The 11054-nt window shown below is 72.0% G+C and carries 11 protein-coding genes and 2 pseudogenes; 7 read left to right on the top strand and 6 right to left on the bottom strand.

Features of this window, described 5'->3' with window-relative positions:
* Window positions 1–866, top strand: a pseudogene (locus tag DEP02_RS18535) (DEAD/DEAH box helicase); the annotation flags it as partial.
* 147 nt (window positions 867–1013) lie between these two features.
* On the top strand, window positions 1014–1925 hold the full coding sequence (locus DEP02_RS18530; protein WP_112468789.1) for an alpha/beta fold hydrolase: 912 nt from the start codon (window positions 1014–1016) through the stop codon (window positions 1923–1925).
* Here the strand turns inward: DEP02_RS18530 and DEP02_RS18525 are convergent.
* Window positions 1922–2821 carry an NYN domain-containing protein gene (locus DEP02_RS18525; protein WP_112468793.1) on the bottom strand — a complete coding sequence of 300 codons (900 nt, stop codon included), beginning with the start codon at window positions 2819–2821 and terminating at the stop codon, window positions 1922–1924. The two genes, DEP02_RS18530 and DEP02_RS18525, sit on opposite strands and share 4 nt — an antisense overlap.
* A gap of 225 nt (window positions 2822–3046) precedes the next feature.
* Between DEP02_RS18525 and DEP02_RS33555 the strand changes: the two genes are divergently transcribed.
* On the top strand, window positions 3047–3199 hold the full coding sequence (locus tag DEP02_RS33555) for a DUF8834 family protein (RefSeq protein ID WP_500299504.1): 153 nt from the start codon (window positions 3047–3049) through the stop codon (window positions 3197–3199).
* 82 nt (window positions 3200–3281) lie between these two features.
* Here the strand turns inward: DEP02_RS33555 and DEP02_RS18520 are convergent, their stop codons facing one another.
* The 4 genes from DEP02_RS18520 to DEP02_RS18505 all read right to left on the bottom strand — a co-directional run bounded on the left by DEP02_RS18520 (window position 3282) and on the right by DEP02_RS18505 (window position 6617).
* A complete protein-coding gene (locus tag DEP02_RS18520) occupies window positions 3282–3887 on the bottom strand; it encodes a MarC family protein (RefSeq protein WP_112468787.1) in 606 nt (201 codons plus the stop codon).
* 79 nt (window positions 3888–3966) lie between these two features.
* Window positions 3967–4824 (bottom strand): PHP domain-containing protein, encoded by an 858-nt coding sequence (locus tag DEP02_RS18515; RefSeq protein WP_112468785.1) that lies wholly within the window; start codon window positions 4822–4824, stop codon window positions 3967–3969.
* Window positions 4825–5128: 304 nt separating this feature from the next.
* Window positions 5129–5770, bottom strand: a complete 642-nt coding sequence (locus tag DEP02_RS18510) for a DUF6758 family protein (RefSeq protein WP_112468783.1) — start codon at window positions 5768–5770, stop codon at window positions 5129–5131.
* 262 nt (window positions 5771–6032) lie between these two features.
* Window positions 6033–6617 (bottom strand): suppressor of fused domain protein, encoded by a 585-nt coding sequence (locus DEP02_RS18505; protein ID WP_112468781.1) that lies wholly within the window; start codon window positions 6615–6617, stop codon window positions 6033–6035.
* Between the two features lie 469 nt (window positions 6618–7086).
* Here DEP02_RS18505 and DEP02_RS18500 point away from each other — a divergent pair, with 469 nt between their 5' ends.
* Complete coding sequence (locus DEP02_RS18500; RefSeq protein ID WP_112468779.1) at window positions 7087–8202, top strand: magnesium and cobalt transport protein CorA; 1116 nt, start codon at window positions 7087–7089, stop codon at window positions 8200–8202.
* A 23-nt stretch (window positions 8203–8225) separates the two neighbouring features.
* Window positions 8226–8738: a hypothetical protein gene (locus DEP02_RS18495; protein ID WP_112468777.1), complete on the top strand. Its 513-nt coding sequence runs from the start codon at window positions 8226–8228 to the stop codon at window positions 8736–8738.
* A gap of 36 nt (window positions 8739–8774) precedes the next feature.
* Here DEP02_RS18495 and DEP02_RS18490 read toward each other — a convergent pair whose 3' ends face one another.
* On the bottom strand, window positions 8775–9524 hold the full coding sequence (locus tag DEP02_RS18490) for a hypothetical protein (protein ID WP_112468775.1): 750 nt from the start codon (window positions 9522–9524) through the stop codon (window positions 8775–8777).
* A 235-nt stretch (window positions 9525–9759) separates the two neighbouring features.
* Between DEP02_RS18490 and DEP02_RS18485 the strand changes: the two genes are divergently transcribed.
* Complete coding sequence (locus DEP02_RS18485; RefSeq protein WP_112468773.1) at window positions 9760–10962, top strand: magnesium transporter MgtE N-terminal domain-containing protein; 1203 nt, start codon at window positions 9760–9762, stop codon at window positions 10960–10962.
* Window positions 10952–11054: pseudogene (locus tag DEP02_RS35885) on the top strand (DUF1003 domain-containing protein); the annotation flags it as partial. The gene DEP02_RS18485 and the pseudogene DEP02_RS35885, both read left to right, overlap by 11 nt.

Raw genomic sequence — 11054 nt, 5'->3', positions numbered from 1 at the left:
CGCGCGGCACCGACCGCGAGCGCCCGGCGCGTACGCTGCGGCGCCGACGCCGCACGCGCGGCGGTGCGCCGGTGGACTCGGCGCCGGCCGAAGGCGCCGCACCGGTCGAGCCCGCGGCCACGGAAGAGGCCACCGCCACCCGTACGCCACGCCGTCGGCGCCGCACACGCGGCGGCGCACCGACGCAGCCGGCGGAGTCCGCGGAAGCCGCGGTGACCACGGCCGAGGGGCCGGCCGTCGAGGCCACGGAACCCCCCACACAGCCGCGCCGCCGCACCCGCAAGTCGGCGGAGACCGAGCCCACGGCCGCCCCGGAAACACCGGAGCCGACCGAGGCAACCGCCGAGACAGCATCGACCACCACCGAGGCAACGACGGCCGAGCCGGAGCCGAAGCCGCGCCGCCGCACCCGCAGGACCGTCGAAGCAGCGGTTGGCGCGGAGGCCCCGGCGCAGGTCTCCGACGGCCCGGGCAGCACCGCTGCCACGGCCCTCGACACCACCGAAGGCGCGGAGAGCAAACCGCGCCGCCGCACCCGCAAGGTCACCGCGGAGGCCCCCGAGGCGCCGGCCACGGCCGAGGGCACGGAGAGCAAGCCCCGCCGCACCCGGAAGACGACCGTGGCCGCCGAAGGTGCCGAGGCCAGGCCCCGCCGCACCCGCAAGACGGTTGCCGTCGCCGAGGTTTCCGAGGTTTCCGAGGAGGCCGAGGTCAAGCCCCGGCGCCGTACCCGCAAGGTCGCCGCTGAGACCGTCACCGCCGGGATTCCCGCGCAGGCCAATGGTGCGCCGGAGGCCGAGCCCCGCCGCACCCGCAAGGTCGCCGCGGTGAAGGCCGCTGCCCTCGCGGAGTCCGCGGAGGCCTGATCCCAAGCAGTCCAGCGCGCGGAACCCGGCACCCGACGGCCCGGCCCACCCCACGGTGGGCCGGGCCGTCGGCGTACGCCTCCGGCCGACTCCCCCAACTGCCGTCCCAGGGCCCCTCATACGCCTCCTCCCCGGTAGCCTCGGCGCATGAGCAGGCCACCTACGTTCGTCCCGCCGCCCGGAGCGCGTGCGTACCGGTTGCGTACCGCGCGCGGTGAGTTCGCCGTGGTCGACGCGCCCGTCGCGGACGGTGTCGAGCCGCGGGGCACCGCCCTGCTGCTGCCGGGGTTCACCGGCAGCAAGGAGGACTTCAACCCGCTGCACGAGCCGCTCGCGGCGCGCGGGTACCGGACGGTGGCCGTGGACGGACGCGGGCAGTTCGAGACGGACGGGCCCCTGGACGACGAGTCCGCCTACGCCCAGGCGGAACTCGCCCGGGACGTCCTCGCGCTGGCGGAGGCGCTCGGCACCTCCCTGCATCTGCTCGGGCACTCCCTCGGCGGCCAGATCGCCCGCGCGGCCGTGCTGCTCGACCACTCCCCCTTCCTCTCGCTCACTCTGATGGCCTCCGGCCCGGCGCAGATCTCCGCCTCGCAGCAGCAGCGCGTCAAGCTGCTGCGGGACGCGCTCGGCGTGATGACGATGGCCGAGGTGTGGGAGGCCATCCGGGCCATGGAAGCGCCCGCGCTGGAAACGCCCGAGGAGACCGACACCGGCGCCGAACTCGACGAGGGCCTCGACGACCACGAGGATCTGCGCCGCCGCTGGCTGGCCAACAAGCCCGCCCAACTCCTCGCCACCGGCCACCAGTTGTGCACCGAGCCGGACCGCGTCGCCGAACTCGCCGCCGTACCGCTGCCGTTCCACGTGCTGTCGGGGGCGCTGGACGACACCTGGCCGCTGCCGCTCCTGGACGACATGGCCGTACGGCTCGCCGCCCGGCGCACGGTTGTCGAGGGCGCCGAGCACTCCCCCAACTGCGACCAGCCGCTCACCACGGCCCGCGCCCTCGCCGACTTCTGGGCCGCCACCCTCACCAGCACCGGGCGGTACGGCTAGAACTGCGTCTGCAGGTGGTCCCAGAAGCCGTCCCGCAGCGCGCGCCGCAGGTCCGCCTGGCCGCGCAGGGAGTACTGGAGGATGTTTTCGGCCTCGACCAGCAGGTCCTGGTCCACCGAGCCCGGCAGATACGGGTGTCCGGGCAGCAGTTCCCCCACGGTTTCGCGGCCGCGCGCCGCGAGCCACTTCGCGGCGATCTGGGCGCCCACGAAGCGCACGTTCTCGCGGGTCGGGCGGGCCGCCGTGGCGGTGGGGTCGTACTCGGGCGTGGTGCGCCGGGAGACGTACGGCTTGAAGAAGTCGAGGTCGAGCGTGCGCTGGCTGTCGACCTCCCAGAGCAGCGGCTCGGCCTGGTTGCGGCACTCGGGGGCCTCGACGCCCCACAGATGGACCCGGGCTCCGTAGCCCTGGGCCGCCTCCACCGCCGGCACCAGGTCCTCGTCTCCGCCGAGCAGGGCCGCGTCGCTGATGGCGCGGTGCCGGGCCAGTGACTCCAGGTCCGTCCGGATGAGGGAGTCCACGCCCTTCTGCTGGTTGTTGGCGTTGAGGTTGCCCAGGCGGACCTTGACGTCCGGGAGTTCGGCGATCGACTGCTGCTCGGCGGTGTGGATACGGCGCCTGGCGCCGTCGTACCAGTAGACGCGCAGCAGCCGGCTGTCGGCGAAGACGGTGCGGGCCCGGTCGATGAGCGCGTCGATCAGCCCCTCGGCGTCCAGGTCGAAGGCCCGGCGGTCCTCCGTCCCGGCCACCAGCCGCCCCGCCGCCGCGTAGAGGTACCCGGCATCGACGAAGATCGCATGGGTCGAGGGCGTCTTCGCCACCTCGGCGAGCATGCGCTCCAGCAGCTCGTTCGTGCGGTCGATGCGGGCGGACAGCGCCCCGAGGTCGTCGTTCATCGTCTCCATTCTCCCGGCGGTCACGCTGCGAACACAACTGCTCCCGTTCGGTCGACCCACGCTCCCTTACCGGTCAGTTATTAGCCATTCGAAAAATTTCTTTAGCGTAGGGAATGTTTGTAGCGGGCAGCTCGTTGTACCCGTACGGAACACGGAGCACCGCCGCCCGTGCACCCTCACCGAGCAATTCTCCTCAGGAGGATGACCAGACGAAGGGAGAAGCCCGTGCGCTTCGAGATCATGCGACTCGACGAGGTCGACGGCACCGCCGTGGACAGCACCGTCGTGGACGCCGCCTCCGTCAACGGGATCGTTCAGCAGGCCGCCGCGATCGGCCAGAGGCTGTGGATCCGCCCCGCCGAGACCCCGGTCTCATAACAGCGGGCCCGTTTTCAGGCCTCACAGCCCCTGTACCGCGCTATGAAGCGTGCCCGTACGGGGGCTTGTTGCGTACGGGGTCTCAGGCGCCCTGGATCACCTGGGTGACGCCGTTGATGATCTGCTGCACGGCGATCGCGGAGAGCATCATGCCCGCCAGCCGCGTCACCAGCACCACGCCGCCGTCCTTGATGACCCGGATGATCAGCAGCGAGTAGCGCATGACCAGCCACAGCACGACGTGGACGGCGAGTATGGCCGACCACACCGAGACCTGGGAGGCCACGCTGTCCGCCTTCTGCACGGCGAGGATGACCGACACGATCGCGCCCGGCCCGGCCAGCAGCGGCATGCCCAGCGGCACCAGCGCGACGTTGACGTCCTTGGTCTGCTCGGGCTCCTCCATCTTGCCGGTGAGCAGGTCGAGGGCGATCAGCAGCAGAAGCAGCCCGCCGGCGATCATCAGCGCCGGGACGGACACGTGCAGGTAGTTCAGGATCTCGTGGCCGAGCAGGCCGAACACGGCGATGACCCCGCCCGCCACGCACACGGCCTGGAAGGCCATCCGCTTCTGCACCTTGCCGGGCCGGCCGGCGGTCAGCGCGAGGAAGATCGGGATGATCCCCGGGGGATCCATGATGACGAAAAGGGTGAGGAAGAGGGAGCCGAAGACGGCAGCGTCGAACATTGGTGAACAGGCCTTGCGGAAGAACGGACTACGGGAACCACGGGAACTGCGGGAACCGGGAGCTGAAGGCAGTGAGGTCTCAGGCCCCGCCGGCCCCCGGCACCGGGAAGGCCCCGGTCGCCCGCCGCGTGATCTCCCCGTACACCTCCGGGTCCGTCGTGTACTCACCGAGCGAGACGGTCTTCCGGCTGCCGTGGTAGTCGCTGGATCCGGTCACCAGCAGCCCCAGCTCCCCGGCCAGGCCGCGCAGCCGCGCGCGGGTGTCGGGGTCGTGCTCCATGTGGTCGACCTCAAGACCGTCGAGCCCGGCGGCGGCCAGCTCGGTGATCGTGGACTCCGGCACCGTACGGCCCCGCTTGGCGGCGGCCGGATGGGCGAGGACGCAGACTCCGCCGGCGGCCTTGACCAGCCGGATCGCCTCGAACGGGTCCGTCTCGTGCTTCTCCACCCAGGCCCGGCCGCCGTCGGCCAGCCAGTCCTCGGTGAAGGCGTCGCTCACGGTCGGTACGACGCCGAGCCCGACCAGCGCCGAGGCGATGTGCGGCCGTCCGACCGAGCCGTCGCCCGCGATCCGCGTGACCTGTTCCCAGGTGACCGGCACGCCCAGCGCGTTCAGCTTGGCGATCATCGTCTTGGCCCGCGGCACCCGGTCGTCGCGGACCAGTTCCCGCTCGGCGAGCAGCGCGGGCTCCTCGGGGTCGAAGAGGTAGGCCAGCATGTGCATGCTGACGCCGTCGGCACGGCAGGAGAGCTCGGCTCCGGTGACGAGGGTCAGTCCCTCGGGCAGCGCGGCGATCGCCTCGGCGTGTCCGCGGGTGGTGTCGTGGTCGGTCAGCGCCACGACGTGCAGACCGGCCGCGGCGGCATTGCGTACCAGCTCGGCCGGGGTGTCCGTGCCGTCGGACGCGGTGGAGTGGGTGTGCAGATCGATGCGCACGACACGGACTCCAGACGTGGCGGGACGGAAGGGGACACCCAAGGATAACGGGAGCCCCGGGATGCCCTGTCACACCCGTACCGCCCCTGCGCCCCCTACGGCCCGACACCGCCCTCCGCGCCCCCTGCGCCCGCACGGCCCCACCCCCTGCAACCCCACGACAGCCGCGGCGACAGCACGCACGCCCTCTACCGGCCCGCGCTGCTCCGCGCGGGCTCTACGACCGCACCGCCTCCGCGCCCCTGCCGCATCCCTGCGACCGGCACCGCCCCGCGCCCTCCACGACCCGGCACCGCCCCCGCCCCTACGGCCGCAGCAGCCGCGGCGACAGTGCCCCGCACGGCACCAGCTGCAGCTCGGCGCCCGCGTCCCGCAGGTCGGCCAGCACCAGTTCCTCGTACATCAGCAGCCCGGACTGCTCGGGCCACACCACCGCCCACAGCCACAGCCCGCGCGCCTCGCCCGCGAAGACGGCACGGTCGTCCGGGACTCCGGAGACGTGCCACAACGGGGTGGGGCGGCCACCGGCCAGGACCTTGGCGTCGGGCGGCTTCTCGACGTCCAGGTACGCACCGGGATCCGGGCCGTCGATGCCGGCGTAGCGCGCCCCGAGGCCGACGCCGAGCTCCTCGGCCACCAGGATGAGTTCGCCCATGCCGCCGAGCGGCCCGGGACCGGAACAGGCCACGGCCGTGGCACGGCCGCCGCTGCGGTCGTCCCCGGCATAGGTCACGCCCGTGAACAGCCAGCCGACCGGCAGGGGCCACGGCATCCACACCGGCACCTGTGTGCGGCGCACCACGACCCCGAGGGCCTCGACGCTGGGCGGTATCACGGGCTGCAGCGGATAGACCGTCCCGTGCACATCGCACTGCCAGGAGTCGTTGAAGAGTCCGGGAGCCCTGACCCGGCCACCGCACTTCGGGCAACTGGGTTCGCCCCTCATAGGGCCCCACGGTCCTACCCCGGCCGCGCCGCGTCAAGGACGATCACCCGTCCGGCCGGAACACGGGGCCCGGCAAAGACCGGATGCACACTGCATCAATTAGCCGCCCCGACCCAGGGCCGCAAAGAGCACCGGTCCGGACGTGCGAAGGAGCACGTGCACGCGCAGCAGTAACAGCACAAGAGAGCGGGCGGCATCCCGCGGCAGCCGGTGTCGCGGTGTTCGCCGACCGACACCCCGGTACCCCGGCTGGTGAGATCGGTCACTCCAGCGGGACGGACCGGCGGGCGGGGTCCCGCAGGTCCGTCCCGTTCGTCAGCCAGCGCTCCTGCAGGGCCTGCGCGCCGTGCACCCGCTTCCAGGCGGCCTCGTTCGGCGTCATCGGCAACAGCGGCAGGAACCGTACGGGCTCCATCGGCTCGTCGAGCTCCAGGTCCTCCACCAGGCCGCCCGGCTCGGCCACCAGCACCGAGGTGAAGAGCCCGCCCGGCCACAGCGGCTCACCCACGTCCAGCGAGGCGCCCGGCGCCACCACCACACCCTCGACCTGCGGGGACGCGCCGAGCACGGCGAGCGGACGGAGCACCTTGTCGGTGTCGGCGAGGCCCGCCCGGACCGAGAGGACCAGCTCGGCGCGCGGCCCCTTGACCGGGTCGGCGAGCATCGCCGTGGGATCGGTCATGGGGTGGGCGGACATGCCGAGGGTCGCGTACCGGACGATGTCCCCCTCGCGAAAGCGCAGCACCTCGATGCGGTCCGTGCCGAGGAAGGTGACCGCGGCGCGCGCGTCCGGCTCGCCCAGCGCGGAGCGCAGCCGGGCCTCGACCAGAGGAAGAACATCAGCCATGCGGCGAGCATAGAACTCGTCAGCGCCGGGCAAAGCGACGCCTTGACACGCCGGGCTGCTGATACTCTTGATCGGTCACCCGGGGCAGCATGCAGAAGCATCGCGATCGAGCCCCGGCACCGAAGGAACTCCCTCACGAGGGACCGGCCGGAGGAGGTGGGGCTGTCATGGACCGAAGTCGACCGTGCAGTAGCACCCGCTCTTCCCGCCGCTGATGTAGTTGTCCTGGCTTCGGCCGGCTGCCACCTCTCGCTCTCGTGCCCTGGCGCGTGTCGCACGGAAGAGCGCTCGTTTCGTCTGCTTGATCCGCATCAGTTCCGAATCAGCAACGAAGCTCGTGCCACCGCGACGGTGCGGTGCTCCCCGCTTTGTGGACGTGCCAAACATCCCCAGGCAAGGACGTCCTCATTCCGGGCAGTTCCAACCGCTGTCGGCGGCCCCTCGTTGCTCGCTGCGAAGGAGCCCCGCCATGTCGATGATCCGTGACCTGCGTGCCGCGGTCCGCCCCTCCCGTACGGCCGCACGCAAGGGCGAGTGCACGTACGACACCACGCACATCCCCGTGACGCCCTCCGCCGTCGTCGACTGCGCCGTCTACCGCGACGGCGCCCGCGTCGAGACCGAGCGGCCGCTCACGCCGCAGGAGGCGATGCGCCTGGTGCGGCGCGACGGCGGCTTCGTGTGGATCGGCCTGCACGAGCCGACCGAGGCCGAATTCGCCGGTATCGCTGGGGAGTTCGGGCTGCACCCGCTGGCCGTGGAGGACGCGGTCACGGCCCACCAGCGGCCCAAGCTGGAGCGCTACGACGACACCCTCTTCACCGTCTTCAAGACCATCCACTACCTCGACCACGACAAGCTCACCGCCAACAGCGAGATCGTGGAGACCGGCGAGGTCATGTGCTTCACCGGCCGGGACTTCTTCATCACCGTCCGGCACGGTGGCAAGGGCTCGCTGCGCGCGCTGCGGCACCGGCTGCAGGAGGACCCCGAGCTGCTGGCCAAGGGCCCCTCGGCGGTGCTGCACGCCATCGCCGACCACGTCGTCGACGGCTACATCGCGGTCGCGGACGCCCTGCAGGGCGACATCGACGAGGTGGAGACGGAGGTGTTCTCGCCGGGCCGGGGCGGCACCGCGCGCGGCACCGACGCCGGCCGGATCTACCAACTCAAGCGCGAGGTACTGGCGTTCAAGCGGGCGGTGTCGCCGCTGCTGCGGCCCATGCAGCTGCTGAGCGAGCGGCCGATGAGACTGATCGACCCGGACATCCAGAAGTACTTCCGGGACGTGGCCGACCACGTGGCCCGGGTGCAGGAGCAGGTCACAGGCTTCGACGAGCTGCTCAACTCCATCCTCCAGGCCAACCTCGCGCAGGCCTCCGTCGCGCAGAACGAGGACATGCGGAAGATCACGTCCTGGGCCGCGATCATCGCCGTACCGACGATGGTGTGCGGGGTGTACGGCATGAACTTCGACCACATGCCCGAGCTGCACTGGAAGTACGGCTATCCGCTGATCCTGGCCGTCATGGCCGGGATCTGTCTGGGCATCCACCGCGCGCTGAAGCGCAACGGCTGGCTGTGAGCGGGCTCGTTACTCTTTCTGCCATGACAAGTGAGCTGCTCGACCGGGCCCTCGTCGAGGAGGCCACCAAGAAGTCCGGCCTCATCTGGGTCAGGGGCCCCGGTGTTCCGGCGCGCGCCCTGTGGCACGTGTGGCACGAGAGCGCGGCGTGCCTGGTCGGCGACGGGCCCGGCGAGCAGCCGCTGCCGGGGCTGGCCGACGGGGCCGAGGCCGAGGTGACGGTGCGCAGCAAGGACAAGGGCGGCCGTCTGGTCACCTGGGCCGCGAGGGTCGTGGAGCTCGCGCCGGACTCGGAGGGCTGGCAGGCGGCGGTGGCCGAGCTGAAGGGCAAGCGACTCAACGCGCCCGACAGCGAGGCCATGACACAGCGGTGGGCCCGCGAGTGCCGGGTGCTGCGCCTGGAGCCCACGGGGGCGACGACGCCGCTGCCGAAGGGTTCGCTGGCCGAGGCTCCACTGCCGACGCCGGCGACGACCCGGCGGCCGGTCCCGGCGGGGCTGCCACGGCTGTTGATGAAGAGGCGGCGGGGGAAGTAGCGGCCCGGTGGGAGAGGAGGACCGGTGGGAGAGGAGTCAGGACGTCGGCAGCTGCTTGCCGTAGTCGACCGTCTCGCTCTTCTCCGGCTGAGCCAGGAGGAAGTCCTTGCCCCACTCCGAGAAGGCCAGGGTCCCCGCGCCGCCCGCGCGCTCCAGGCGCAGGGGGTAGGGCTTGCCCTCCAGGGAGACGTCCAGGGTGCCGCCGGCGCCCTGGCCGCCGGTGATGCGGATCGTACGGACGCCGGACTGCTCGTGGTGGCCGTCCTTCGTCAGCGTTCCGTGCAGGGTCAGCAGACCGTCGAGGAGGACGTCCTTGTCCGTGAAGCCGCTGAACCGCTGGTACGCGGGGTCGCCCTGCGGCACCTTCACATACTTGCCGTCGAGCTTGTCGGCGGCCCCGGCGCCCTTGCCGCTGTCGTCGACCTGGCCCCAGAACCCGGCGTCCGCCTTCAGGAACAGCTGCTCCCCGACCCGCAGCAGCCCGAAGGTCACCCCCTCGGAGGTGACCGAGCCGGTGCCGCCGTCGGCCTTCAGCCGCATGTCGAGCCGGTACGTACGGCCGCCGCTGACCACGTTCCCGGACAGGTGCACGGTGTCCGCGGACTCGGCCGCCGTCCGCGTCCTGGCCTGGATCTGCTCGGCCGGCAGCTTGCCCACCCCGTTGGTGCCGGCGTCCGGGTCGGCCTCGGAACACCCCGTCAGGCCCGTGCCCACCACGACGACCACGGCGCACAGCGCGCTCGTCAGCGCGGCCCGGCGAGTACGGCCCTGGGGAATCGCAGTCACAGGCGGCGCTGCCTTTCCGAGAGGAATCCTGAGCGGCGTACGGCAGCGTACCGGTGCCGCGCGAGACGCACGGAACCAGACCGTCCACCTCCCTCACCAGCGCGTATCCCAGAGGGACGGGCTAGCCTGAAGCCCTCCTGAGCGGGCATTTGGGAAAAGAAACCCAGCACGCACGTCACGTATCACGCAGCACGGGGCCACGAGTTCACAGAGCCACGCAGAAGGAGGTGCGGCCATGGCAGCGGGCGCCCCCCGGATCTTCCTCTCGCACCTTTCCGGCGTCGCCGCCTTCGACCCGGCGGGCGACCAGGTCGGGCGCGTACGGGATCTCGTCGTCATGCTGCGCGTCGGGCGCCGGCCGCCCCGACTGCTCGGGCTGGTCGTCGAACTCCCCACCCGGCGCCGTATCTTCCTGCCCATGACCCGGGTGACGAGCATCGAGTCCGGTCAGGTCATCACCACCGGCGTGCTCAACGTCCGGCGCTTCGAGCAGCGGCCCACCGAACGGCTCGTCTTCGGCGAACTGCTCGACCGGCGGGTGACGCTCGTGGAGACGGGCGAGGAGGTCACCGTCCTGGACGTGTCGGTGCAGCAGCTGCCCGCCCGCCGGGACTGGGAGGTCGACCGGGTCTTCGTCCGCAAGGGGCGCAAGGGCGGCGCGTTCCGGCGCAACCGGGGAGAGACACTGACGGTGGAGTGGTCCGCGGTCACCGGTTTCTCGCTGGAGGAGCACGGGCAGGGCGCGGAGAGCCTGCTCGCCACCTTCGAGCAGCTGCACCCCGCCGACCTCGCCAACGTGCTGCACCATCTGTCGCCCAAACGTCGCGCGGAGGTCGCCGCCGCCCTGGACGACGACCGCCTCGCCGACGTCCTCGAGGAGCTCCCGGAGGACGACCAGATCGAGATCCTGGGCAAGCTGAAGGGCGAGCGCGCGGCCGACGTGCTGGAGGCGATGGACCCGGACGACGCCGCCGACCTGCTCGCCGAACTGCCCGAGGAGGAGCAGGAGCGGCTGCTGGACCTGATGCAGCCCGCCGACGCGGCCGACATGCGTCGGCTGATGTCGTACGAGGAGCGCACGGCGGGCGGTCTGATGAACCCCGAGCCGATCGTGCTGCGCCCGGACGCCACCGTCGCCGACGCCCTGGCCCGGGTCCGCAACCGCGACCTCTCCCCCGCGCTGGCCGCCCAGGTCTACGCCCTCGTCGGCTCGATGCTCGACGACGACCTGCTGCCCCTCGCCCCCGACGCCACGCTGCCGGTCGTCGCCGGGTTCTTCGCGACGTACGACATGGTGGCGGCACCCGTCGTCAACGAGGCCGGGTCACTGCTGGGCACGGTCACCGTGGACGACGTCCTGGACCACATGCTGCCGGAGGACTGGCGGGAGACGGAGTACCACCTGGACGAGGAGGAGGCGGCCACCGATGCCGGCTGAGCGCGAGAGCACCCGCGAGCGGCTCCCCGCGGGGGCCACCGCCGCCGGGCGGCCGCGGGCCGGCCGGCTGGACCAGCCGCGTCCGCCGCGGC

The organism is Streptomyces triticisoli (assembly GCF_003270085.1).
GTDB classification, from domain to species: domain Bacteria; phylum Actinomycetota; class Actinomycetes; order Streptomycetales; family Streptomycetaceae; genus Streptomyces; species Streptomyces triticisoli.
This window is presented reverse-complemented; position numbering and strand designations above follow the sequence as displayed.

Excerpts from the sequence above, each read along its gene's own strand:
- DEP02_RS18530 (WP_112468789.1), top strand. The coding sequence starts at position 1,014 with ATGAGCAGGCCACCTACGTTCGTCCCGCCGCCCGGAGCGCGTGCGTAC.
- DEP02_RS18525 (WP_112468793.1), bottom strand. The coding sequence starts at position 2,821 with ATGAACGACGACCTCGGGGCGCTGTCCGCCCGCATCGACCGCACGAAC.
- DEP02_RS18520 (WP_112468787.1), bottom strand. The coding sequence starts at position 3,887 with ATGTTCGACGCTGCCGTCTTCGGCTCCCTCTTCCTCACCCTTTTCGTC.
- DEP02_RS18510 (WP_112468783.1), bottom strand. The coding sequence starts at position 5,770 with ATGAGGGGCGAACCCAGTTGCCCGAAGTGCGGTGGCCGGGTCAGGGCT.
- DEP02_RS18505 (WP_112468781.1), bottom strand. The coding sequence starts at position 6,617 with ATGGCTGATGTTCTTCCTCTGGTCGAGGCCCGGCTGCGCTCCGCGCTG.
- DEP02_RS18500 (WP_112468779.1), top strand. The coding sequence starts at position 7,087 with ATGTCGATGATCCGTGACCTGCGTGCCGCGGTCCGCCCCTCCCGTACG.
- DEP02_RS18495 (WP_112468777.1), top strand. The coding sequence starts at position 8,226 with ATGACAAGTGAGCTGCTCGACCGGGCCCTCGTCGAGGAGGCCACCAAG.
- DEP02_RS18485 (WP_112468773.1), top strand. The coding sequence starts at position 9,760 with ATGGCAGCGGGCGCCCCCCGGATCTTCCTCTCGCACCTTTCCGGCGTC.